This window comes from Vreelandella boliviensis LC1, from assembly GCF_000236035.1.
Taxonomy (GTDB): domain Bacteria; phylum Pseudomonadota; class Gammaproteobacteria; order Pseudomonadales; family Halomonadaceae; genus Vreelandella; species Vreelandella boliviensis.
Window position 1 is genome coordinate 776,982 of the sequence record NZ_JH393257.1, and the last position, 23,834, is coordinate 800,815.

Below are 23,834 nucleotides of genomic sequence, written 5' to 3' on the forward strand. Positions count from 1 at the left end.
AGTGGCTTGCGTTGCTTTGGCAACCTCTGGTGCGTTGTGTTTGGTTTATCCCCTTTTTGGGGGCGCCTCGCCCTGGCTGCTGCTGGCGCTTCTGGGCGTATGGGGCGTTAGCGTGATTGCCGATTCTGCGCAGTTTTCGGCGCTGGCTTCGGCTACGGCCCCGCCGGAGCGGCTAGGTGCGGCGCTGGCGATGATGAATGCTATCGGCTTTGGGCTGACCATTCCCTCCATCGCACTGGTCACCTCGCTATGGTCTAGCCAGTCGCTGGCGGTAATTTGGTGGCTATTGCCGGGGCCCATCCTCGGGCTAATCGCCATGCGCGGGTTTTCTGCACATACCATCACGGTCAATAATCGAGGGTGAGTAGCACCTGACGCCCCCCACCCTCTCGCGTTATACTCGCGCCCATTAGCTATGCACTTATTCATTTATGCACCTATGCACCTATGCACTTATGTGCACATTTCTCGCCAGCCGTGAGCCAACTCCCCATGGAAAAGACCTACCAACCCGAACAGATCGAAACCCGCTGGTACGAGCGCTGGGAAGCCGATAACCGTTTTGCCCCTTCCGGCCAGGGCACGCCTTTTTCGATCATGATTCCACCGCCCAATGTGACCGGCAGCCTGCATATGGGCCATGCGTTCCAGGACACCATTATGGATACCCTGACGCGCTGGAAGCGGATGCAGGGTAATAACACCTTGTGGCAGGTAGGCACCGACCACGCCGGTATCGCCACGCAAATGCTGGTGGAGCGCAAAATTGCCGCAGAAGAGGGCAAAACCCGCCACGATCTCGGCCGTGAGGCATTTATCGACAAGGTCTGGGAGTGGAAGGAGGAGTCTGGCGACCATATTACCCGCCAGCTGCGCCGTATGGGCGCCAGCGTCGACTGGTCTCGCGAACGCTTCACCATGGACGATGGCTTTTATAAAGCCGTGCAGGAAGTGTTTGTGCGCCTGCACGAAGAGAAGCTGATCTATCGTGGCAAGCGTCTGGTCAACTGGGATCCAACGCTGCACACCGCTATTTCCGACCTGGAAGTCGAGAACAAAGAGCAGCAGGGCAGTTTCTGGCACTTCCGCTACCCGTTGGCGGATGGCGTTAAGACCGATGACGGCAAAGATTACCTTGTCGTGGCCACCACCCGCCCGGAAACCCTGCTGGGCGATACCGGCGTGGCAGTGAATCCAGACGACGAACGCTATGCTTCGCTGGTCGGCAAATTTATCGAGCTGCCGCTGGTCGGCCGTCGTATTCCGGTAGTCGCCGACGAACACGCCGATATGGAAAAAGGCTCGGGCTGCGTCAAGATCACCCCCGCCCATGACTTCAACGATTACGAAGTCGGTAAGCGCCAGAACCACCTGCTGATCAATGTGTTCTCCAAAGACGCGGCAATCCTTGAGCAAGCCGAGATCTTCGATCTTAAAGGGCAGGCCCAGCCAGACGAAGACGCCACCCTGCCCGCTAAATACGCAGGGCTTGACCGCTTTGAAGCGCGCAAGCAGATCGTCGCCGATATGGATGCCCTGGGTCTGCTTGAGCAGGTCGAAGCCGTTAACAATACCCTGCCCTACGGCGACCGCTCCGGTGATGTGATCGAGCCGCTGCTCACTGACCAGTGGTTTGTGGCCGTGGAAAGCCTCGCCAAGCCTGCCATCGAGGCGGTGGAAAATGGCGATATCCAGTTCGTGCCCAAGAACTACGAGAACATGTACTTCGCCTGGATGCGCGACCTGCAGGATTGGTGTATCTCCCGCCAGCTGTGGTGGGGCCACCGTATCCCGGCCTGGTACGACGCCGAAGGCAATGTCTACGTTGCCCGGACGGAAGCCGAAGCCCGCGAGAAGCATGAGCTGGGCGACGATATTGAGCTTACCCAAGACGAAGACGTCCTCGATACCTGGTTTAGCTCGGGCCTATGGACCTTTGGCACCCTTGGCTGGCCGGAAGAAACGCCGGAGCTGGAGACCTTCCACCCCTCCAGCGTGCTGGTCACCGGTTTTGACATCATCTTCTTCTGGGTCGCCCGGATGATCATGATGACCCTGAAGTTCACCAACCAAGTACCGTTCAAGACGGTTTACGTACACGGCTTAGTGCGCGACGGCCAAGGGCAGAAGATGTCCAAGTCCAAAGGCAACGTACTCGACCCCATCGACCTGATCGACGGCATCACGCTGGATGAACTGCTCGAAAAGCGCACCGGCAATATGATGCAGCCGAAGCAGGCCAAGGCAATCGCTAAAGCCACCAAGGACGAGTTTAAAGACGGCATTGAAGCCCACGGCACCGATGCGCTGCGCTTCACGTTCCTCTCCCAAGCCACCACCGGGCGTGATATCAAGTTTGATATGAGCCGCCTGGATGGCTACCGCAACTTCTGCAACAAGCTGTGGAACGCCTCGCGCTACGTACTGATGAACGCCGAAGGCGAAGATTGCGGTACTAGCGGCGAAGAAGTCGAACTTTCCCTGGCCGACCGCTGGATTATCTCGCAGCTGCAGAAAACCGAAGCCCAGGTCACCAAGGCGATGGACGAGTACCGCTTCGACCACGCCTCCCAAGCGCTGTATGAATTCGTCTGGAACGAGTACTGCGACTGGTATTTGGAGCTTTCTAAGCCTGTTTTATGGGACGAAAATGCTACGGCAGAGGCCAAGCGGGGAACACGTCGCACGCTGGTACGCGTACTCGAAGCCATTCTGCGCCTTGCTCACCCGATGATGCCCTATATCACCGAAGAGATCTGGCAGCGTGTCTCGCCGCTGGCGGGTGTATATATGGGTGACGATGCGTCGATCATGCTGCAAGCCTGGCCGGAAGTCGACGAAAGCAAAATCGATGATCAGGCCAGCCTGGATATCGAGTGGTTAAAAGGTGTGATTATCGCCGTGCGTAATATCCGCGCAGAGATGAATATCCCCCCCGGTAAACCGCTTGATGTGCTGCTGACCAAAGGCAAGACTGAAGACGCTGAGCGCCTTGAGAGCAACCGCCACTTCCTGTCCAAGCTCGCCAAGCTGGAAAGCGTTACCTGGCTTGAAAACCCGGATGATGCCCCACTCTCAGCCACGCAGTTAGTGGGTGATATGGAAGTGCTGGTGCCGATGGCAGATCTCATCGACAAAGACGCCGAAATCGCCCGCCTTAGTAAAGAGATCGAGAAGCAGGACAAGCTGATCGGTGGCATCGAGAAAAAACTCGGCAACGACGGCTTTATCGCCAAAGCGCCGGTGTCCGTGGTCGAAAAAGAGCGTGGCAAGCTGGCCGAATTCCAAGCCACCAAACAGCTATTAGAAGAGCAAAAAGCCAAGATTGAGGCTTTATAATCACACGCTAAGCATCGAAAACGGCACCCGAAAAGGTGCCGTTTTTAGTTTCGCCCTACAGCCAAAGCACTGATTGCATCAGGAACAAACCCCATAACGACCTGACCAAATGAGTATAGGCTCGTTTGGCTCTGATCCTGAGAGGGCTTATCAATATCGTAAATTGAACGGAGCCATTGCGCATTCAACTATCGAGGTCACTCGAATATGGCAACAACAGACAAATTTAGCAACACGCCTCCCACCATACCGCCGCTCGACCCTAGCCGTATCGCGCTGTTTGAGGAAGCTGGCCTAACGGTCAAACAGCTGGAACCGCTTGGCCTCGAGATTTACGGCGCTGACGTTCGCTCACGACTTTCCGAACCAGTCATCGAAGCGTTAGAAGTGGAAATGGCGAACCGGGGCTTCATCGTCTTTAAACACCAAACGGATCTCTCGGCAGATGAACTGGTCAATGCAAGTAAATGGTGGGGCGCGGGGGAAATTCATTCCACTCATGGCGTCCATCCCGCCACGCCTGACATGAACCGGGACATATTCCGCTGCTCCAATGACAAGCGCTACGGCATCCTCGGCGTTGGCCCCCAGTGGCATAACGATGGCAGCTTCGAAGCAGCGACGTTTTCTCATTCCGCCTACTACATGGCGCAGGCACCTGAAAAAGGCGGCGGAACGCACTTTGCTCATCAGGGTGCAGCCTTCGACGTGCTACCAAAGGAAAAGCAGGCGTTTTGGGAACGGCTTGTCTCTGTGAATTCTGATTCAGGCGTCAGTCACCCCGTCGTCCATACCCATCCTATTTCGGGGCGCAAGAGCGTATGGCTTCATTTGGGAATGACCGGCGCCGTGATAGAGCGGCTACCCGAAGAAGGCGTGGCTATCGATGAGCTACAACAGGCCCCCGCCTCTGTCGATCATCTTCGTTTGCTCAACGAAGATGAAATGAAACAGCTTTTCAATGACTATAACGATCTCCTGGAGGCGTCTTTCGAAAAGGATTACGGGATCCGTTATTACTATCAAACGGGGGATTTACTCTACGTTGATAACTGGGCAATGGCTCACAGGGCTGCGCCTGAAGCGCATATGTCGGCCGAAGAACAAGGGCTAAGGATTATGGATCGCGTCACTATCAAGTCCAAACAGAACCTGGCACCTCACTTTGGCTTGCCGCAGTACATCAATTTAGCCGGGCCTCACCCCTTTAATCGCGATGGCATCTGGAAAGCTGGTGGCGTTGGGTTTCGCTGGAAAGATGACATCCCCATGCAAAACTAGGGTCTGTTAACGGTATAGGCACTCAGCGACAACACCTTAACCAATCTAAGCATTTTCGCCCTATTCCACCGCGCCCTAACCACATTTTCTTACCAAAGGTGTAAGGTTGGTACAAGAACGGCCACTAAGTGGCATCGCTGATTCAGCAACGACACGGACTGCTCTATGCCGACACCAACTGAAGCGCGTTTACAGGCGCTGGCAACCGAATTAAAGCGGGCCGGGATTGTGTACCGTGAGCTTACACCAATGGCGGATACCGGTCTGGCTCACGATCACGTATGGATTCATCGCGAAGGCGATGACTGGGTGGCGCGGCTACCGAAGCAGAGTCAGATGAACCTGCCGCCTGCAGAGAACCTTGCCTATCAGACAGCCTGCTACCAGCGCTCTAGCCCTGGCGGGCACACGCCAACACTTTATGACACCCTGCCGCCGAGCGAGACATTGCCCCGGGGCGGGCTGCTGGTCGAAGCTATTCGTGGTCGTTTGGCCAAGTTGCCGGAAGACTTACCCGCCATCGCCGACGCCTTGGCGAGTCTGCACCGCCAACCGCTGCCCAGTGTCGCGAAGCAGGCACCACTGCTTGCTCCTAAAGACCCATGGCAGGCGATGGTCGACGAGGTGCGCCAGCAGGCGAACTGGTTGGGCGATGCCCAGCTTTCGAGCAAAGTCACTCAGCGCATTAAACAGGAGCTGGATCTGCTCCCGCTTCGCTTAAGCGATGCCACGCCGACACTGATTAGCTTTGACACCCACCCTGGCAACTTCTTAATCCGCGACGATGGCCGCGCGGTGTTGGTGGATTTAGAGAAGTGCCGCTACGGCCTACCGGGTATCGATCTTGCTCACACCAGCCTTTACACCTCGACCACTTGGGACCTCAACAGCCAAGCCGTGCTATCGCTAAGCGACGTGATTAGCTTTTACCGCCGCTGGCAAGCCGACATAAATGAGTCGCCCGATACCGACACCCTGGTCGCCTGCCGCCGCGCTACCTGGCTCTGGTCATTGACCTGGTGTGCCAAGTGGCGCGCCCAGCACTTAAACGCCAAAGATGCCCAGCAGTGCGGTGAAGACTGGTCGGCAGAGCTCACCGACCCCGCCGTGATTGACCACGTGCGCGACCGCGTTGAGCACTACCTCTCGCTGCCGGTTATTGATCACGTTCATAGCGAGCTTCAGTGCCTGCAAGCCTCTCTATAACGATTTTTCTTTCCCTACTAATGAGGTGTGCGATGCCGATTAACCGTCACTCGCTGCATGCGATTTTTTCAACAACGCTAGCCACAACTATTTCCACAGCGATGCTAGCCTTTACGCTTCCTGCAATGGCCAACCCTGACCCTAGTGATTGGCAAAGCGTCGTGGCAGAAGCCGAAGGCCAAACCGTTTACTGGAATGCCTGGGGCGGTGAAGCACGCACCAATGCTTATATTGAGTGGGTGGCACAGCAGGTAGATGCGCGATATGGCATCGAATTGGTTCACGTTAAACTCGGCGACACCTCCGAAGCGGTGTCGCGGGTATTAGCGGAGAAACAGGCGGGTAATGACAACACCGGCAGTGTCGATATGGTCTGGATTAACGGCGAAAATTTTGCCGCTATGAAAAACAACGACCTACTGTTCGGGCCCTGGTCGGATTCACTGCCCAACTACCCGCTCACCGACCCGGACAACACCCCTGCCGTGCGTTACGACTGGACGATTCCAATAGATGGCCTGGAGTCGCCCTGGAGCAGTTCTCAGGTGGTGTTTTACTACGATACGGCGCTGGTAGAAGAGCACCCGAACAACATGCCAGAGCTGCTGGACTGGGCGGCACAGAACCCCGGTGAATTTACCTACCCGCAGGTGCCGAACTTTTTGGGCAACGCTTTTATTACCCAGGCGCTGTTAGAGCTAGGCGAAGACACCCGCATTTTCTACCAGCCGATGCAGGCAGAAGATTTTGACGCAGCCACCGAACCGCTTTGGGCGTACCTGGATGAGCTTCACCCCCACCTGTGGCGCTCTGGCCGGGCGTTCCCCTCCAACAGCGCCGATCTGCGCAGCTTAATGGGCGACAGCGAAATCAGCATCGCGCTGTCGTTCAGCACCACGGAAGCGTCTGGGGCTATCGCCAACTATGAGCTTCCCGACACGGTGCGCAGCTACGTTCATGATAGCGGTATGATCGGCAATATGAGCTTTATGGCGATTCCCTATAACGCCGAACATAAGGCAGGCGCTATGGTGGTGGCCAATTACTTGATGTCACCCGAAGCGCAGGCGGAAAAACAAGACCCAGAGGTGTGGGGAAGTAACACTGTGCTGGCGATGGAGCAGCTCACTGCAGAGGAGCGCGCTCTGTTCGACAATATTGATCTAGGCATCGCCACACTGCCGCCCAAAGAGCTTGGCGAGGTGCTCGGCCAGCCTCACCCCAGCTGGGTCGATGCCCTGGCTGAGGCGTGGCAAGAACGCTACGTGAACTAGTCGATGCTGCTTCGTCTGGCCCCATGGATATTGATCGGCGTATTGGTAGTGCCGTTAGCGGCGGGCCTGCTGATGGTCATTCTCCCGGCGTTTGGCTACTTACCTGTACTTGGCGGCGAGACGTTTCACTTTGACGCCTGGCAGGCGCTTTGGCAGCGCCCTGGGTTATACCGCTCCATACTGCTGAGCTATACGAGTGGGCTAATCACCACACTGGTGTCGCTATCCATCGTGGTGCTGTTTTTGGCCGCCAGCCGTGGCACTTGGTTAGACCGCGGCATTCGGCGGCTGGTCTCACCGCTGCTGGCCATTCCCCACGCAGCGGTGGCCTTTGGTTTGGCCTTTCTTATCACCCCTTCCGGGCTGTTCGTTCGCTGGGTCTCCCCTGGGTTGACCGGCTGGGAGCGTCCGCCAGATTTGCTGATCGTCAACGACCCCATGGGGTTGGCACTGATGGCGGGGCTGGTGCTTAAAGAGGTGCCCTTTTTACTCTTGATGTGCCTTGCAGCACTGCCCCAGTTGGGCCCTGAAAAGCGTGTGACTTTGGCACGTTCACTGGGCTACTCGGCGAATATCGCCTGGCTGAAAAGTGTCTTCCCGGCGCTCTATCCGTTAATTCGGCTGCCGGTTTATGCGGTGGTTGCCTACGCCACCTCGGTGGTCGATATGGCCATGATTCTCGGCCCGACGCTGCCCCCCACACTTAGCGTGTCGATTCTTGGCTGGTTTAATGATCCAGACTTGGATCGCCGTTATATGGCCTCCGCAGGGGCGGTATTACAACTCGGCGTCACGCTTGCGGCACTCTTGACCTGGTGGCTGGGCGAGCAGTGCGTCAAGCGGATCAGCGAAGGCTGGTTGGTGAATGGGGCCCGAAGCTCCGGCTCTATTGCTATTGCCGTTGGCGGCCGCGTGCTGCTGACCACCACGACGCTGCTGGCCATCAGCGCGATTGGCGGGCTGGTGATTTTTTCAGTCGCCGGTTTTTGGCGCTTTCCTGATGCCTTGCCCGGCACGTTTACTCTGGATCACTGGCAGCGCATTTTGCCCAGTGTGACCACACCGCTGCTGAATACACTTAGCGTTGGGCTAGCAGCGACGCTGATTGCCGCCGTGCTGGTAGTGGCAACCCTTGAGAACGCGGCGCGCCATCATTTACCGGTTAGCCGCTCCCAGTGGCTGCTGTATCTTCCGCTTATCGTGCCTCAGGTCGCCTTTCTGTTTGGCTTGGTAGTCGCGGCGGAGAGTATTAGTGTTCGTCCCCAATGGGCGTTAGTGGTTGCGGCCCATTTACTGTTTGTGGCGCCTTATCTGTATTTATCGCTGTCCGAAGCGTATCGGCGTCTGGATCCACGCTGGGTGCAAGTTGCTCACTCCCTTGGGGCTAGCCCATGGCGAGCTTTTTGTCGGGTACGCCTGCCACTGCTGCTGGCCCCACTGCTCACCGCCTGCGCGGTCAGTTTAGCAGTGAGTATCGGCCAATATTTACCCACGCTGTTGCTGGGCGGCGGGCGCGTTCCCACCATTACCACTGAAGCAGTAGCCATGGCATCCGGTGGCAATCGACGCTTAATTGCCGTACTGGCGCTACTACAAGCGCTGCTGCCCTTTATCGGCTTTAGCTTGGCACTGATGATCCCGCGGTTGATGTGGTCTAAGCGGCGCAACATGCGAGGAGTAGTATGATAGTGAATGCTAACCTTCACACAGAGCGGCTTCACACCCAGCAGCTTCACATTAAGCAGCTAAACATATCGCTGCATGGAGAGACGCTGCTAGCACTCGACAGCGTTATCCAACCGGGTGAGGTGTTAACCGTAATGGGCCCCTCTGGTTCGGGCAAATCAACCCTGCTGGCTTACTTGGCGGGCTTTCTCTCGCCCGCCTTCCAGGCCCAGGGCCAGCTTTATCTTGATGAACAGCGCCTGGACACCCTGCCTGCTGAAAAACGCGGCATTGGACTTTTATTTCAGGATCCGATGTTGTTTCCGCACCTAAGCGTAGGCGGAAATTTGCGCTTTGGGCTACCTCGCCATATCAAAGGTAAGCGCCAACAGGTCACCCAAGCGCTTGAGCAAGTGGGGTTAGCAGGTTATGAAGCCCGCGACCCTGCCACCCTTTCCGGTGGTCAACAGGCCCGCGTGGCGTTGATGCGCCTACTGCTTTCCAAGCCACGGGCGGTGCTGTTGGATGAGCCGTTTTCCAAACTGGATACCGCGCTGCGCCAGGAAATGCGCACGCTGGTGTTTAGCCAACTGAGTGAGGCAGGCCTGCCTGCGCTACTGGTTACCCACGACCACGCGGATGCCAACGCGGCGGGAGGGCCTGTCATTGAGCTTGGCTGAAAAACCTCCCCACCTCAGCATAGTGATACCGGTGCTTAATGAGGCCGCGGGCATTGAGGCGGCCCTGACGCCGCTTCAGCCACTGCGTTTTTCTATGCCCATCGAAGTCATTGTGGTGGATGGCGGAAGCCAAGATGACAGCGTTAAAATCGCCCAACCACTGGCAGATCTAGTGCTCAATAGCCCAGCCGGGCGGGCACTGCAAATGAATCTGGGCGCCCAGCATGCCAGCGCATCGGCGCTGCTGTTCCTACACGCGGATACCCAACTGCCCAAGAACGCCGTTGAGCAGATAACCCAAGCGCTTAACCGCCACGCCTGGGGGCGCTTTGATATTGAGCTTTCAGGCCGCAGCGGCTGGCTGCCCATGGTGGGTTGGATGATGAATCAGCGCTCGCGACTCACCGGCATCGCCACCGGCGACCAGGGCATGTTTATATGCGCGAGCACCTTCAAAGCCGTCGGTGGCTTTCCCGAACAGCCACTGATGGAAGACATTGAACTCTCCAAACGACTCAAAAAGCTCTCTTCCCCCGCCTGCCTGGGGGCCAAAGTGATAAGCTCGGGAAGGCGCTGGGATGAGTTCGGCGCTTGGAAAACCATCCTACTGATGTGGCGGCTGCGCTACCGCTACTGGCGCGGCGTTAGCGCAACCCAACTCGCCAAGGAGTATCGCGATGCCCGCTGAAATACCCCACCTTCACCTTCTGGCAAAAGCGCCGCTGGCGGGGCTGGCTAAAACACGTCTGTCGCCCCTGCTAGGTTTAGAAGGTGCTGCCAACGCCCACGCGGAACTGGTACGCCACTGTGTCGCTAATGCCTGCAAAGCGCTGTCTGCCGAAAATGTCACGCTATGGACGGCGCTTGATCACGCCCACCCGCTCTTTACCGAGCTTCGCGAGACGTTTGGTGTGACGTTAAGCGCCCAGCCAGACGGCGATTTAGGCACACGGGTTCGCCATGCTCTGAACAGTACCCCAGGGCCTGCCATGCTCATGGGCAGTGACTGCCCGAGTATTACCAGCGCGCTGATCTCCACCTGCGCGCAGCAGTTGACCAGCTTTGAGGTGGTGATTTTACCCGCCGAAGATGGCGGCTACGGTTTTGTGGGCACCCGCCAAGACTACCCCGCGTTGTTTGAAGATATCCCCTGGGGTACCCAAAGCGTGCTGACCACCACTCAGCAGCGCATTGAGACACTAGGCCTTCACGCCGCCTACCCTGCGACTATTTGGGATGTGGATCGCCCCGAAGACTGGCAGCGCTGGAAAGGTTTGGCCGTGTCGATGTAAGGAAACGGGCTCTCTCCTCACTCAGTAACCACCGATACTTACCTTATTAGCGCTGGAGCCTTTATTGTGACCCGACAACGTTTGATTATTGCAGCGCTACTGATCACCGCCATGGGCGTGTTTTTCATAAGCGGTGCCCATCAATGGTTCACCCTGGAAACCATCAAAGCGTACCAAAGCGACTTCCAAACGGCATTTAATCAAAACCCTTGGCAGGTAGCGGGGATCTTTTTTGCCGTTTATGTAGTGATAACCGCGCTCTCACTGCCGGGCGCCACGCTGATGACTTTGCTTGGCGGTACGCTATTTGGTTTAGGTTGGGGGCTGCTGATTATCTCCTTCGCCAGCACCATGGGGGCCACGCTGGCTTTTCTACTTTCACGGTTTCTTTTCCGCGGCCCGATCGAAAAACGTTTTCCGCGCCAGTTTGCCTCAGTGAATCGGGGCGTAGAGCGCGACGGTGCTCTCTATCTCTTCACCATGCGTTTAGTGCCCGTGTTTCCGTTCTTTATGATCAACCTGGTCATGGGTCTGACACGCATCAAAACCATCACTTTTTACTGGGTAAGCCAGGTTGCTATGCTTCCCGGCACCGCTATTTATGTGAATGCGGGTGGGCAGCTAGGTGATTTAGAGAGCCTGGGGGGCATCCTTTCACCAACGCTTATCGCATCGTTTTTACTGCTGGCCATCTTCCCCTGGATAGCTCGGCGCATTGTACAACTGGTGCAGAAGCGCAAAGCATATAAAGGTTTTACCCGGCCAGCGCGTTTTGACTACGACATTATAGTGATCGGTGGCGGCTCGGCAGGGCTGGTCACCAGCTATATCGCCAGCGCCGTGAACGCCAAAGTGGCGCTGGTGGAAAAACACAAGATGGGTGGCGACTGCCTGAATACTGGCTGCGTTCCGTCTAAAGCGCTCATTCGTGCCGCTCGCGCCGCCCATGAGATTCGCACCGCCCACCGATTCGGGGTGGCCTCCAGTGAGCCGCAGGTCGATTTTGCCAAGGTGATGGGCCATGTGAAACAGGCGATTAGCGATATCGAACCCCACGACAGCGTGGAGCGCTATAACGGCCTAGGCGTTGAGGTGTACCAAGAGCAGGCCAAGCTCACCTCTCCCTGGGGAGTACAGGTCGGCGATAAAACTCTGACCGCTCGACATATCGTGCTGGCTACTGGTGCACGGCCAAGGGTGCCTCCGCTACCCGGGATTGTCGGCGCGCCCGTTTTAACCTCTGAAAATCTTTGGTCACTAATGGAGCTGCCCAAGCGTTTAGTGGTGCTGGGCGGCGGTGCGATTGGCTGCGAGCTAAGCCAAAGTTTTGCCCGTCTGGGTAGCCACGTCACCCTGGTAGAAGGCGTTTCCCAACTGCTGGGCCGCGAAGATCCAGAGGTCGGCGAGCTGATCGAAAGCACGTTGGTTAACGAAGGTGTGACGGTGATGACCGACGCCAAGGCGCTGGAAGTTATCAACGACGATGGCGACTATCAGCTAGCAGTGGAATATCACGGTGAGCGCAAGGTGCTTCCCTTTGACTACCTGCTGGTTAGCGCGGGACGCCAAGCCAACGTAGAAGGCTTAGGGTTAGAAGCGCTGGGCATCGCCACCACCCAGGCGGGCACACTTGAACTCAACGAGCGGTTGCAAACCCGCCTGCCGAATATATGGGCCTGTGGTGATTTAGCAGGGCCTTATCAGCTCACTCACGCTGCGGCTCACCAGGCGTGGCACGCGGCCGTCAATGCGCTGTTTGGCGAGCTAAAAAGCTTTGCGGTGGATAACCGTTATATGCCTGCGGTCACCTATGTGCAGCCGGAAGTGGCCAGGGTGGGGTTAAACGAAAAAGAGGCTAAAGCACAAGGCATTGCCTTTGAGGTCACCCACTACGCCATGAGCGAAAGCGACCGGGCCATCGCCGAAGGCGCGACCCAAGGCTTCATCAAAGTGCTTACCGTGCCCGGCAGAGACAAGATTCTCGGTGCAACTATCGTGGCGGAAAATGCCGGCGAATGGCTGGGAGAGTTTACCATCGCCATGAAGCATGGTTTGGGCCTCAATAAGCTGCTGGGTACCATTCACCCCTACCCCACGCTGGGCGAGGCGGCCAAGGCCACCGCCGGGGTGTGGAAAAACGCCCACAAGCCTGAACGGGTGCTGGCGATATTGAAGCGCTACTTCAATTGGCGACGCGGTGACAATTCAGCTAAAAAAATTGACACCTAGTGCACTATGTTGAAAATATAGTTAGGAAAAAGCAGCACGACTAATCGTTTCGGCCATTAGCAGGCGAGTGCACGTTGGCGAATGTTTCAATAATTTCGCGCACTACTTTACGCTGGGCAGCGGGGAGCCCCCGGTAGAGTGACAGCAATTGGCGCTCCTCATTGGTCGATGAAATGTCCCAACTTGCGGGAGGTTCGCTGACGGTATAAGCGGTGCCACCATCGCCGTAGCGCAAGTGGTGCGGGTCGACTAACAGCCAGCGGGCCAGAACCTGAAGCTTATCCTGGCTGGGGATTGAGTCACCGCGCAGCCAGCGCCTAACGGCCTGAAACGTGATCGGCTTTCCCCAGTAGCGCAGGTTAAACTCCCGCTCAAGCACTGACGGTCGCGCTTCGTAACCGGCTGCTTCTAGCGCCGCTTTTAGACGCTCGGCGAACATGATTTTTTCATTCATGCCGCCAATGTGAAGCGATTGTTCAATAATAGTTGAATAACTGTTCACCTTTTGATTGAATCATTAATTCAATTTCGAGCTTTCGCTTAGTAGTATCAGGCGAGTGGTTATGCTAAGCGCTGAATCGCGGCGCTTGAGGAGTCATTCAGGATGAGTGGCACACTATCTCCATCAGTGCAAAATATCGACAACCTGTGTCATGAGCTGGCCCTACTATGCGGCTCGGCGACTCCTGTTGAGCTTTTTGAACTACTGGCCAAAACGCTTCATGCGCTTACTCAGGGTCAACCAGTGGCACTTTATCGCCGCTTGAGCACAGGAAATCTTCGTTTGGCATACTGCTACCCACTGGAAAGTACCCTGGCCTCTCACCACGCGCTGCTCGCTATTCATTGTTACGACGATCTAGCTGCCTCAGAGCTGCAACTTTATGAGCTACATGGCGAACATGAAGTGTGGGGGTATATTGGGCACCCTTCTGCAGTCTACGCAGGGCCTAGCAAGTGGATCCAGCTACTCATCGATATTGCTTCCCAACGCTTACGCTTGTTAAAAGCGGAACGTATGACCACTCGCCAGTTAGGTTTAAAGTCGCGCCGCAGACTGCTATCCAGAGATATTAAACGACTGACTTCCATTGATGATATTTTGCATCATCATGGTGCTAGCTGGTGCGATATTTTTCAGGCCGAAGGCATCGCGTTGGCTTATCAGGGCGATCTCCACTGCTTTGGCGAATGCCCCTCCAATCACCGGTTATTTCATCAGTTACAGCAATTGAACCAGCACAACGCCCATGACGAAATTGCCGAGCTAAATGGCAGCTGCCAAGGCGGCTTGGCGGCCCAGCTCTGCGTCGCGAATGCCTCGTTAGGCTGGTTATTTCTGTTTCGCCAACAGCCGCTCCTCCCCACTTTGGTTGCTGATACGACGCTTCAAGACTCCTTGAGTTATTGGATGCCGCTGGAAGCCTCCATGATGATTGAGCTGGCCGACGATTTGGCAGTGGCCATAACGGCCCAGGAGGTCGTTCACGTCAATCGCCAACTAACCAAGACTAACCAACGCCTTGAGGGCCTGGCCCATACCGACCCCTTAACGAAATGTTGGAATCGCTACTACACAGAGTTGGTGATTGACGATTTAATCCATTCGTCAGTCGGTTTTGCCATGTTGATGTTTGATATTGATGATTTTAAAAAAATTAACGACACCTATGGGCATGCGACCGGCGATGATATCTTGCGTGATATGTCGCATTTAGTGCAGGAAACGTTGAGACATGATGACCATCTCGGGCGCTGGGGAGGCGAAGAGTTCGTCATCGTATCCAAGGGGCTTGACCAAGACACCAGCCTAAAGCTGGCTAACCGACTCTGCCACAACGTGGAGCAACACGCCTTCTCCATCGCCGGCCAATTAACGATTAGCATTGGCCTGACCCTAGCCCAACCCGGCGACCAGCCCCGCCAGTTGCTTGAGCGGGCGGATCAAGGCATGTATCTGGCCAAAATGGCGGGTAAAAATCAGGTCGTTCTCTGCTAAGCACTCGACAGCTCTTTCCATTCAAATAGGCGATGCCCATGCAGCAATTATTACTGATTGGTGCGGGTCATGCCCACGCCTTTGTACTCGAAGCCTTTGCCAAACAACCTGACTCCAACATCGCGATTACCATGGTGAGCGATAGTCCTCTAGCAGCTTACTCCGGCAGCGTGCCCGCATGGCTAGCGGGAGAGTGTACGCTGCGCGAGACACAAATCGACGTGGCGGCATTGTGCAAAAGAGCCAACGCCCGATTAATTCTATCCCCAGCGATCACGATCAACACCCAGGAGCGTTACGTAGCGCTAGCGAATGGCGAGCGCGTTGTTTTTGACGTAGCTTCCTTCAATATCGGCTCAACCCTGGCGCTTCCCCAGCAGCATGGAGAGAATCTACCCAAGCTACTCGCCATGCGCCCATTAAGCAGCCTACACCAACGCTGGCAAGTGCTGAAAAATGAGCTTAGCCACTTACCCAGTGGCGGCTCTCAACGAGTGGTAGGCGTAGGAGGCGGTGCCGCGGGCTGTGAAACACTGATGAGTGTATTGGTTCAACTGCGCCAACAGCGCCCGGATATTCATTGGGAGGGGCATCTGCTCAGCGCCGCTAAGACACTCTTGCCCGGGGCCGGGCGCGTGCCTCGCTGGCTAATCCGACGCTCGCTCTCAAAGGCAAACATTACCGTTCACGTTAAGCAACGCGGAGAAACACTGGTTGAAGGCGGAGTAACCACCCATGACGATATCCGCATCGATGCGGATATCGTGCTCTGGGCAACGGGCGCTGTCGGCCACCCTTGGTTGGCGGGCACTGTGCTGCCGTTGGATCAATACGGTTTTATCCGGGTAGACAACACGCTGGAGGTCACCGGCCAGCCGAAGATTTTTGCCGCTGGCGACTGCGCAGCGTTTACCCCAGCGCTGCCCAACGCGGGTGTATACGCAGTGCGCATGGGGCCACACTTAGCTGACAACATACGCCGGGGCTGCCACGGTGAACCGTTGGCCGCCTGGCAGCCACCCAAACGCGTGTTGTCACTGATTGGCACCGGCGACGGCCGCGCGATTGCCAGCCGCGGTGGCTTTGGGGTATCAGGCAAGTGGGTATGGCAGTGGAAAAAGCGGATTGATGCGTGCTTTATCGCCCGCTTCAATCCGCCTTTTGAAGGCTAACCGGCGAGATTAATTACCTTCGCGCCAGCCGCCTAAAACGCGACTATCCGGGCCAAAGAAGACCAACCGGTCATGGTCAATCAAATACCGATAGGCGGTCTCCATCATATCAGTGACCCGCTTGGCATCAGCCATTTGCGGGCACGCCATGCGCGTGGTGGCTAACTGGCTAAACTCAATACGCTGGTTCTCACCGAGTGTTACTTCACCGCTAAAGCGATTACAGCCGTCGTGGCCGCTGACGTTTCCATCATTCGCAATCTTGAAAAATGGCGTTTCCGGCATGGAGAGCCGCTCATCAGTTCCCACCAGTAATAAATTCCAACGCTGGTCGACGATAGCGCCCGAAAGCGAAGCGTCACCCGGCCCTGGTTGCGGCGCAGTGCTTGGCCCTGGTGAACTGCTACAAGCACTTAACAGTAACGCAGCGGAAGCGAGCATTGGCAGTAAACACCAACCTTTCATGGTCATGGTCAACTTTCCTTGTGTCATCGTTCTTTATGTCATCGTTCTTTGTGTAATAGCGCTTTCTGGAATAGCTACCAGCTACCGGTGTTTTCCATGGAGGACCATGGCTCTTGTGGCGCCAGGGCATCGCCTTTCTGCAGCAGCTCTACAGAGATCCCATCCGGTGATTTAACAAACGCCATATGACCATCACGGGGCGGGCGATTAATCGTCACGCCGTTGTCCAGAAGGTGTTGGCAGAGCGCATAAACATCATTCACCCGGTAAGCTAGGTGGCCAAAGTTACGCCCGCCTGTGTACTCTTCCGGATCCCAGTTATACGTCAGTTCAAGTTCCGGAGCCGTCAGCCGATCGGAGCGTGGCTCATCTTCTGGTGCGGCCAGAAACACCAGCGTGAAACGCCCTTTATCATTCTCTTTACGGCGAACTTCCTTAAGACCCAGCAGATCGCAGTAAAAACGCAACGAAGCATCTAGGTCACTAACACGCACCATGGTATGTAGATATTGCATATCGACTCCTGATAAAAACGGCCTTGGCTATACTTTACAGAAACGTGACAGCGAAAATAAATCGCTACAACGCTGTATAATTAAATTATAACGTTTATCTTAGCTGGGTTTACTCGTCGGAGAAACCTGTGGATTCAGTCACTCAAGCCGCACTTGGCGCAACCATTGGTGGGGTCATACTGGGCCAACGCCTTGGCCGGAAGGCCATTCTCATCGGCGCTGTACTGGGCACACTGCCCGATCTTGATGTAGCGTTGGATTATGGCGATGCCGTAGCCAATGTCACCGAGCATCGTGGTTTTAGCCATTCGCTTTTTGTACTAACAGGGTTAGCTACCCTGTTGGCGTTGCTGTGCGCGCGATTTGCTCCCGCAAAAGATATTAGCCTGCCCCGCTGGTGGTGCTTTTTTGCGCTTATTCTGATTACCCATCCACTGCTTGATGCGCTGACCACTTACGGTACCCAGCTGCTTTGGCCCCTTGATTTCGCTCCCGCTGCATGGCCAATTATTTTTATTATCGATCCGTTCTATACGCTGCCGCTGTTACTCTCCCTGGGGATCGCCTTGGTCTCTCAACGGGTACGTAAAGCTTGCACATGGGGATTGGCCATCACAAGTGTTTACCTAATGATGGCAGCAGGTGCGAAGTTAGTAGTAGAGCAACGTCTCACCCCGGCCCTGGCGGAGCAGGGGCTGGAAGAGGCTCCGCTACTGATACAGCCAACGCCGTTTAACATTGTGCTATGGCGCGCCACGGTGATTGACGGGGATCGCTATTATGAAAGCCTGATCAGTGTGTTTGACGATGACCGTCAGCCGAGTCTTGAGCCGCTGGTTCGTAACGCTGAACTAGAAACGTTCGCCTTGGCCAGCCAGCAAGGGCAGCGCTTAACCTGGTTTACGGGACCTTTCCTGCGCTACGAAACACGGCAGCTAGAGGGAAAAGAAACGCTGATCGCCACCGATATTCGACTCGGCTTCCCAGGCTTTCATCCGTTTAGCTTTACCCTGGCAACCCTAGAGGATGAACACTGGCAACCCTTAGCGGTGAGCGAGCAGTTGGAGAGCAGCCGCGACATTCAGATGGAAACACTATCGCGTCTCGCCGCCCGTGCCGCTGGCAACACCTCTGCCCTGTGCGCCAGCGATTTTGTGGCGCAAGAGTGGCGGGCCGAGGGTGTTGTTTATCGTTGCTGAGGCACTTCTTCATTAGGTTCGCCTAGGGAGCGATACCTTGGCCACAGCCGCTGTACTGCTCCCCACCGTAGGTCAGCGTAACGCGAGAGGGGAAAGGCTTGCCGCTCATGTTGTCGAAACAGGCCCCAGCGTCGATACGTACGCGAAAAAAGGGCTCTACGTCGGCGTTTTCAATCACGACCCGACCAGCCTCATTGTCCATAACGCTAACCATATAAGGCAGTTGAAGGCGCTCTTTCCCATAGTTCGTCTCCATCGTTAGCGTCGGCGTATCGTGCGCTAACGCAACCGTCCAGCCCGGTTCGTTACCCTGGCCAAAGAACATCACGCCGGGCTTCGCCGCTCGGGTTAAGGCGTCACGCTGCTCGGCTAGCGAGCACTGCAGCTGCCCTCGCGGCGTTTCCACTAACGCCTTGTCACCTCGGTTCCAGAAGCTGATTTCACCATCTTGGTAGCGGGCGCCGCTGGCCACGACTGCTTGGGGTAGCTCCCATGCGCCGTGCAGCGACCATAGGCGCAAATCGTTGGCATTGGTGGCAGTCACTAAGTGCTGCTGAGCGGGCTCGCAGTGCCACGCGGCAAAGGTCTGCGCAGAGCCAGGAAAAAGCGCCGAGGGCAGAAAAGGCGCCCGGTTATCTAGCGTTGCTTGGTTAGCGGCGTTCGTTTCTGTGGAGGGTGTTGCTGCACAACCCCCAAGCACCACAATCACACCAGCAGCGGCGATGGCCCCACCCCATGCTTTTAACGTATTCATACATCGTGCTCCCTGTATGATTAATTCTATTGCTTGCTGAGCAGCTTACCTACGTTTGAACGCCTGCAGATCGTGAGTATCGATACTTTCCACCTGCAGGGGCAACCCCAGCTCTTCGCGTTTGATTTTAACCTGCATTTTTTCCGCTAGCCGTTCGGCATCGTCGTCGGTGGTGCGCCCATTAAGCTCCGCCAACTGCGCCATGCCCTGGTGATAGAAAGTAAGCAGATCCAGCGCCGTGCGGTTGTTCTCTTCCACCGCTTTGCGCAGTTGCGAAAGATAGCCACTGACTTGCGAGAGGTGATGTTTGAGCTGCCAGACATAGCGCACCTCCGTCATCCATGGGCGCTCACGCAGCACGGCGAATAACGCGCTGGTGGCCAGTAGCCCAAGCAGCACGCCTAGTGCGTTGAGCCATAGGCTGCTGCCAAAGGCGGAGGTAAGGAGCATTGAGAACAGGAGGCCAAAAATAATCAGTTGCCCCGCCATGGCAAAGCTGATCATGCGGGCTTTACGGCGGTAGGTCTCGGGGTCGTGATGTTCTAGGGTAAATACCATGGCCAGCCTCATTATCGCTGCAAACACCCTATGATACGGGGCTGACCGGGGCAAACAAGTAATAGCGTTTACAAATGCAATTACGCCAGGCGATCTGCAGCCGTTTTAAGTAAGTGTTCGGTCGTTTCCCAGCCCACGCAGGCATCGGTGACCGATACACCGTAACGCATAGCACCAGGCTTGAGCGGCTGCTTACCTTCGAACAGGTGGCTTTCCAGCATCAGTGCGACCAGGTTGGCTTCACCTGCCTGCCGCTGCGCCAATACATCCAGCATTACTTCACTCTGGCGGCGATGATCTTTACGCGCATTGGCATGGCTGCAATCCACCATTAGCCGTGGGTTTTGTCCGGCATTACGCAGCGCGGTGGTTGCCGCACGTACGTGTTGTGCCTGATAGTTGGGCTCGCCGTGCCCACCACGCAGCACCACGTGGGTGTGCGGGTTGCCTGCAGTTTGCTGCACGATCGGGTAGCCTTGAGGGTCTACCGCGAAACGCTGGTGCGGGTGGGCCGCCGCACTCATGGCATCGATAGCCACTTGTACATCGCCACTGGTGGCATTTTTGAACCCCACCGCCGCTGACAAATCGCTGGCAAGCTCCCGGTGTAACTGCGACTCGGTGGTGCGCGCACCAATGGCTACCCAGCTCAACAAATCGTCTACATAGGCCGCCAACATCGGCTGTAGGAGCTCGGTGGCCACCGGCAGGCCGCGTGCGGCGACGGCATGCATCAGTTCACGAGAGAGCGCCAACCCACGGGGCATATCGCCACTACCATCCAAGTCTGGATCGTAGGCCAGCCCTTTCCAGCCCACGGTGGTGCGTGGTTTCTCAACGTAGACGCGCATAACCGGCAAAATACGTTCGCTGATCTCTTCGCTTAGCGCAGCCAGGCGATCCGCGTATTCGAGCGCCGCATCGGGATCGTCAATGGAGCAGGGGCCAACCACCACCAGTAAACGCTCATCGTGCCCGCTCAAAATTTGCTGTACAGCGTGGCGCTGGCGGGCAATTTGCTCACCTAACGGGTCACTTAACGAGATACGCTGCCGAAGTTCGGCGGGGGTAGGCAGCCTTTTGGCATTGGACTCAGGCGCTGAAGGCGTTAGCCGGGAAGTAGCTTGGGCAGTGGTTACCGTGGTTTTATTAATAACAGGACTGATAGGCGCATTCATGATTAATTCTCCGCAATCGTGTGACATCGTATGGCTGTGTGACCACCCAAGTGAACACGGTCGGAGGTGGCAGCTAGCACCGACCGCGCGTCGCTAAATCGCCAGCTATAGCCGTAACCCACAAAACCGGTAGCGAAAGCGTTAGTCAGTGCGCGATAAATCATGATGCTGCTCCTTGATGAAATAATGATGAATAACTATTGCCGAAAATCACTAGGCCCAAAAACGCCAGAAGCCCCGGCGGGGTTACCGACCGGGGCTTCTGTGCTTGCGGCAGGCAACCGAGTGGTGTGCCTGTTGGCGCGACGTTAGCCGTCGGCCAGAGGCACACCGTGGCTAAACCAATACCCATAAGATGCAGCGCGCACACCACTACACTCAGCCAGGGTAGGCAGAACATTTGCAGTAGGAAGGCACGTTAGAGTTTGCATCGCTATTTCCAGTTAGTGGAATCAGGTTAGTAAAACGGGCCTGTAAAAACAGGGTATTGGGCCACCGCAATGGCGTTATAACTTTATCCTGCCTGCAAGCGCTGCAAATGGCAACACTCAACCGCTAAAAGCTTGTACCCAACCAATGGTCGCGGGCAGCGCGCTCATGCTAACCAACACTACCAAGCCAAGAAAAATGGATAGAAATCCAGAATCGTCTTTAAAATTTTCGTCGTGATGGGCCATGTTAGCCTCCTTTTTTATCAACGCTATATCAGGGGGAGTGTCAAAAATATGAGGCTATATTAAGTAGATCGCGGTGCGTAGGCAAACACATCCGAAAACACTCTCTCAAGCTTCATGCCTTTTGTATCGAGCACATCCAGGCAGGCGTACACCATGTTGGGCGACCCCGAGATATAAACATCGTGGGCGTCTGGAGTGATATCTGCAGTTTTCAACACCTGGTCAATACGCCCCAGGTGATGGGTAATCCGTTCGCCCTCTGCCAACCGCTCTTCTAAGGGCGATTCGGTCACCGCATGAAAGCAGATGTTGTCGTGGGTTTGTGCCCATTGGCTGGCCAGTTGCTCTAAATAGAGATCACGGTGCTCCCGCGCTGCCCACCAAAGGTCAACGGATCGCGTCGGTTGGCGTGCAAGAACGGCTTCGACAATGGCTTTCATCTGCGAAAAACCGGTCCCCGCAGCAATCAACAGCAGCGGTCTTTCACTTTCGCTATCAAGTACGCACTCACCACCGGGCAAACGCAGCGTGAGCTGGTTAGCTACCTGCAGCAGTTCACGCAGCCGCGCGGAATTATCCCGCTCGGGCCAGTGCTGAATATGCAGCTCGATAACACCATCACTGCGATCTGCGCTGGCGATCGAAAACGGCACCCAGGTTGTGTCGTCCAGCTTAAGCTCTAAATATTGCCCCGGCGCATGCTGCATGGCTTCGGCGCGTCCGGTTAGCGTCACACCAAACACATCGGGGTTTAAGTTCTCAACCTCGGTGACTTGGCAAGTCAACGTCCTTGCACTCATGAAAGCCTCTTTTAACAAGTTCGGTCAGCGATGCGTCGCATTCAACGACGAGGTGGCGGAAGCTCAAGGCCAATACCCAGCGCTTCCCAGCGTTCATCCACGCGTGTCTTAACGGCATCGTCCATCACAATGGGTGTGCCCCACTCACGATCAGTCTCGCCTGGCCATTTATTGGTGGCATCTAGGCCCATTTTCGAGCCTAAACCTGAGACCGGCGAAGCAAAATCGAGATAATCAATCGGGGTATTTTCGACCATCACAGTATCCCGGGCGGGATCCATTCGGGTGGTGATCGCCCAGATCACGTCTTCCCAATTGCGCGCGTCCACGTCGTCATCCAGCACGATCACAAACTTGGTGTACATAAACTGGCGCAGGAAGCTCCATACCCCCATCATCACGCGCTTGGCATGGCCGGGATACTGCTTCTTCATGGTGACCACCGCCATGCGGTAAGAGCAGCCTTCCGGTGGCAGGTAGAAGTCGACAATTTCGGGAAACTGTTTACACAGGATCGGCACAAACACTTCGTTAAGCGCCACGCCCAGAATCGCTGGCTCATCCGGCGGGCGCCCGGTGTAAGTCGAGTGATAAATCGCATCACGCCGCATGGTCATCCGCGTGACGGTAAACACCGGAAAGTGGTCGACCTCATTGTAGTAACCGGTGTGGTCACCAAAGGGGCCTTCCGCGGCCATATCATCCGGGTAGATAAAGCCTTCTAAGATAATCTCGCTGGACGCGGGTACATCCAGATCCGCATGGCCGCACTTGACCAACTCAGTACGCGAACCGCGCAGCAGGCCCGCAAAGGCGTACTCCGAGAGCGAATCGGGCACCGGGGTCACGGCACCCAAAATCGTCGCCGGGTCAGCACCCAGCGCCACGGCTACTGGAAAAGGCTCGCCAGGGTGATCCTTTTGAAACTCCAGAAAATCCAGCGCGCCGCCGCGGTGGGAGAGCCAGCGCATAATCAGGCGGTTTTTGCCGATTTTCTGCTGACGGTAAATGCCCAGATTCTGGCGCTTCTTGTGCGGCCCTTTGGTAATCACCAGTGGCCAGGTAACCAGCGGCGCCGCATCTCCCGGCCAGCAGTGCTGAATCGGCAGCAGACCAAGATCGACCTCGTCGTCTTCATACACCACTTCTTGCACCGGTGCATGCTTGACGTTTTTTGGCCCCATGCTAAGCACTTGCTTGAAAATCGGCAGCTTATCCCAGGCGTCTTTCAAGCCTTTGGGCGGGTCAGGCTCTTTGAGAAACGCTAGTAGCTTACCTACTTCTCTTAGCGCTTCTACCGAGTCTTGACCCATACCCAGCGCCACCCGTTTGGGGGTGCCAAACAGGTTGCCTAGCAGCGGCATGTCGTGGCCTTTAACGTTTTCAAACAGCAATGCCGGGCCACCGGCACGCAGGGTGCGGTCGCAAATCTCGGTGATTTCCAGATAAGGATCGACTTCGACGGAAATACGCTTGAGTTCACCCTGCGCTTCAAGCGCCGCGATGAACTCACGCAAGTCTTTATACTTCAAGGCACGCTCCCTGGCTGGC

At 56.1% G+C, this 23,834-nt stretch carries 21 protein-coding genes and 1 pseudogene; 13 read left to right on the forward strand and 9 right to left on the reverse strand.

The features are described from left to right. The 10 genes and pseudogenes from KUC_RS19905 to KUC_RS03350 all read left to right on the forward strand — a co-directional run. Positions 1-364: pseudogene (locus KUC_RS19905) on the forward strand (MFS transporter); the annotation flags it as partial. Positions 365-492: 128 nt separating this feature from the next. Beyond that, the gene (locus KUC_RS03310) at positions 493-3,339 is read left to right on the forward strand and encodes a valine--tRNA ligase (RefSeq protein WP_040479408.1); all 2,847 of its coding nucleotides are present in this window, start codon (positions 493-495) and stop codon (positions 3,337-3,339) included. Positions 3,340-3,546: 207 nt separating this feature from the next. Continuing rightward, positions 3,547-4,620 carry a TauD/TfdA dioxygenase family protein gene (locus tag KUC_RS03315; protein ID WP_007111679.1) on the forward strand — a complete coding sequence of 358 codons (1,074 nt, stop codon included), beginning with the start codon at positions 3,547-3,549 and terminating at the stop codon, positions 4,618-4,620. Between the two features lie 165 nt (positions 4,621-4,785). Next, positions 4,786-5,826: an aminoglycoside phosphotransferase family protein gene (locus KUC_RS03320; RefSeq protein ID WP_007111680.1), complete on the forward strand. Its 1,041-nt coding sequence runs from the start codon at positions 4,786-4,788 to the stop codon at positions 5,824-5,826. A gap of 32 nt (positions 5,827-5,858) precedes the next feature. After that, complete coding sequence (locus KUC_RS03325; protein ID WP_007111681.1) at positions 5,859-7,100, forward strand: ABC transporter substrate-binding protein; 1,242 nt, start codon at positions 5,859-5,861, stop codon at positions 7,098-7,100. Between the two features lie 3 nt (positions 7,101-7,103). Continuing rightward, entirely contained in the window at positions 7,104-8,786 is a 1,683-nt protein-coding gene (locus KUC_RS03330) for an ABC transporter permease (protein WP_007111682.1), read from the forward strand. Next, a complete protein-coding gene (locus tag KUC_RS03335; RefSeq protein WP_007111683.1) occupies positions 8,783-9,445 on the forward strand; it encodes an ATP-binding cassette domain-containing protein in 663 nt (220 codons plus the stop codon). The genes KUC_RS03330 and KUC_RS03335 overlap by 4 nt, the downstream gene beginning before the upstream one ends. Further along, positions 9,432-10,133: a TIGR04283 family arsenosugar biosynthesis glycosyltransferase gene (locus tag KUC_RS03340; protein WP_244264731.1), complete on the forward strand. Its 702-nt coding sequence runs from the start codon at positions 9,432-9,434 to the stop codon at positions 10,131-10,133. Before KUC_RS03335 ends, KUC_RS03340 begins: the two co-directional genes overlap by 14 nt. Beyond that, positions 10,123-10,737, forward strand: coding sequence for a TIGR04282 family arsenosugar biosynthesis glycosyltransferase (locus KUC_RS03345; RefSeq protein WP_007111685.1), 615 nt, complete (start codon positions 10,123-10,125; stop codon positions 10,735-10,737). Before KUC_RS03340 ends, KUC_RS03345 begins: the two co-directional genes overlap by 11 nt. A 66-nt stretch (positions 10,738-10,803) precedes the next feature. Then, positions 10,804-12,966 carry a dihydrolipoyl dehydrogenase family protein gene (locus KUC_RS03350; RefSeq protein WP_007111686.1) on the forward strand — a complete coding sequence of 721 codons (2,163 nt, stop codon included), beginning with the start codon at positions 10,804-10,806 and terminating at the stop codon, positions 12,964-12,966. 40 nt (positions 12,967-13,006) lie between these two features. Here KUC_RS03350 and KUC_RS03355 read toward each other — a convergent pair whose 3' ends face one another. Continuing rightward, positions 13,007-13,405 (reverse strand): transcriptional regulator, encoded by a 399-nt coding sequence (locus tag KUC_RS03355; protein WP_276324878.1) that lies wholly within the window; start codon positions 13,403-13,405, stop codon positions 13,007-13,009. A 165-nt stretch (positions 13,406-13,570) separates the two neighbouring features. Here KUC_RS03355 and KUC_RS03360 point away from each other — a divergent pair, with 165 nt between their 5' ends. Continuing rightward, complete coding sequence (locus tag KUC_RS03360; RefSeq protein ID WP_040479409.1) at positions 13,571-14,965, forward strand: GGDEF domain-containing protein; 1,395 nt, start codon at positions 13,571-13,573, stop codon at positions 14,963-14,965. Positions 14,966-14,997: 32 nt separating this feature from the next. Continuing rightward, positions 14,998-16,137, forward strand: coding sequence for an FAD-dependent oxidoreductase (locus KUC_RS03365; protein ID WP_007111689.1), 1,140 nt, complete (start codon positions 14,998-15,000; stop codon positions 16,135-16,137). A 9-nt stretch (positions 16,138-16,146) separates the two neighbouring features. On the opposite strand, the gene KUC_RS03370 is transcribed toward KUC_RS03365, so the two are convergent. Further along, positions 16,147-16,608, reverse strand: coding sequence for an META domain-containing protein (locus KUC_RS03370; protein ID WP_007111690.1), 462 nt, complete (start codon positions 16,606-16,608; stop codon positions 16,147-16,149). A 68-nt stretch (positions 16,609-16,676) separates the two neighbouring features. Further along, the gene (locus tag KUC_RS03375; protein ID WP_007111691.1) at positions 16,677-17,117 is read right to left on the reverse strand and encodes a VOC family protein; all 441 of its coding nucleotides are present in this window, start codon (positions 17,115-17,117) and stop codon (positions 16,677-16,679) included. 128 nt (positions 17,118-17,245) lie between these two features. Here KUC_RS03375 and KUC_RS03380 point away from each other — a divergent pair, with 128 nt between their 5' ends. Next, entirely contained in the window at positions 17,246-18,316 is a 1,071-nt protein-coding gene (locus KUC_RS03380; RefSeq protein WP_007111692.1) for a metal-dependent hydrolase, read from the forward strand. 22 nt (positions 18,317-18,338) lie between these two features. Here KUC_RS03380 and KUC_RS03385 read toward each other — a convergent pair whose 3' ends face one another. The 6 genes from KUC_RS03385 to ubiD all read right to left on the reverse strand — a co-directional run bounded on the left by KUC_RS03385 (position 18,339) and on the right by ubiD (position 23,815). Beyond that, complete coding sequence (locus KUC_RS03385; RefSeq protein ID WP_007111693.1) at positions 18,339-19,070, reverse strand: MliC family protein; 732 nt, start codon at positions 19,068-19,070, stop codon at positions 18,339-18,341. Between the two features lie 45 nt (positions 19,071-19,115). Continuing rightward, the gene (locus KUC_RS03390) at positions 19,116-19,628 is read right to left on the reverse strand and encodes a DUF3087 family protein (protein ID WP_040479415.1); all 513 of its coding nucleotides are present in this window, start codon (positions 19,626-19,628) and stop codon (positions 19,116-19,118) included. A gap of 80 nt (positions 19,629-19,708) precedes the next feature. Beyond that, positions 19,709-20,806, reverse strand: a complete 1,098-nt coding sequence (locus KUC_RS03395; RefSeq protein WP_007111695.1) for a 3-deoxy-7-phosphoheptulonate synthase — start codon at positions 20,804-20,806, stop codon at positions 19,709-19,711. Between the two features lie 548 nt (positions 20,807-21,354). Beyond that, a complete protein-coding gene (locus KUC_RS20195; protein WP_007111697.1) occupies positions 21,355-21,483 on the reverse strand; it encodes a hypothetical protein in 129 nt (42 codons plus the stop codon). Positions 21,484-21,542: 59 nt separating this feature from the next. Next, a complete protein-coding gene (locus KUC_RS03400; protein ID WP_040479418.1) occupies positions 21,543-22,283 on the reverse strand; it encodes an NAD(P)H-flavin reductase in 741 nt (246 codons plus the stop codon). A 41-nt stretch (positions 22,284-22,324) separates the two neighbouring features. Continuing rightward, positions 22,325-23,815, reverse strand: a complete 1,491-nt coding sequence (ubiD, locus tag KUC_RS03405) for a 4-hydroxy-3-polyprenylbenzoate decarboxylase (protein WP_040479421.1) — start codon at positions 23,813-23,815, stop codon at positions 22,325-22,327. Between the last annotated feature and the right edge of the window lie 19 nt (positions 23,816-23,834).

Coding starts and splice junctions, on each gene's coding strand:
- KUC_RS03385 (WP_007111693.1), bottom strand. CDS start 19,070: ATGAATACGTTAAAAGCATGGGGTGGGGCCATCGCCGCTGCTGGTGTG.
- KUC_RS03390 (WP_040479415.1), bottom strand. CDS start 19,628: ATGGTATTTACCCTAGAACATCACGACCCCGAGACCTACCGCCGTAAA.
- KUC_RS03320 (WP_007111680.1), top strand. CDS start 4,786: ATGCCGACACCAACTGAAGCGCGTTTACAGGCGCTGGCAACCGAATTA.
- KUC_RS03365 (WP_007111689.1), top strand. CDS start 14,998: ATGCCCATGCAGCAATTATTACTGATTGGTGCGGGTCATGCCCACGCC.
- KUC_RS03345 (WP_007111685.1), top strand. CDS start 10,123: ATGCCCGCTGAAATACCCCACCTTCACCTTCTGGCAAAAGCGCCGCTG.
- KUC_RS03330 (WP_007111682.1), top strand. CDS start 7,104: ATGCTGCTTCGTCTGGCCCCATGGATATTGATCGGCGTATTGGTAGTG.
- KUC_RS03360 (WP_040479409.1), top strand. CDS start 13,571: ATGAGTGGCACACTATCTCCATCAGTGCAAAATATCGACAACCTGTGT.
- KUC_RS03400 (WP_040479418.1), bottom strand. CDS start 22,283: ATGAGTGCAAGGACGTTGACTTGCCAAGTCACCGAGGTTGAGAACTTA.
- KUC_RS03315 (WP_007111679.1), top strand. CDS start 3,547: ATGGCAACAACAGACAAATTTAGCAACACGCCTCCCACCATACCGCCG.
- KUC_RS03370 (WP_007111690.1), bottom strand. CDS start 16,608: ATGACCATGAAAGGTTGGTGTTTACTGCCAATGCTCGCTTCCGCTGCG.
- KUC_RS03375 (WP_007111691.1), bottom strand. CDS start 17,117: ATGCAATATCTACATACCATGGTGCGTGTTAGTGACCTAGATGCTTCG.
- KUC_RS03395 (WP_007111695.1), bottom strand. CDS start 20,806: ATGAATGCGCCTATCAGTCCTGTTATTAATAAAACCACGGTAACCACT.
- KUC_RS03335 (WP_007111683.1), top strand. CDS start 8,783: ATGATAGTGAATGCTAACCTTCACACAGAGCGGCTTCACACCCAGCAG.
- KUC_RS20195 (WP_007111697.1), bottom strand. CDS start 21,483: ATGGCCCATCACGACGAAAATTTTAAAGACGATTCTGGATTTCTATCC.
- KUC_RS03355 (WP_276324878.1), bottom strand. CDS start 13,405: ATGTTCGCCGAGCGTCTAAAAGCGGCGCTAGAAGCAGCCGGTTACGAA.
- KUC_RS03310 (WP_040479408.1), top strand. CDS start 493: ATGGAAAAGACCTACCAACCCGAACAGATCGAAACCCGCTGGTACGAG.
- KUC_RS03325 (WP_007111681.1), top strand. CDS start 5,859: ATGCCGATTAACCGTCACTCGCTGCATGCGATTTTTTCAACAACGCTA.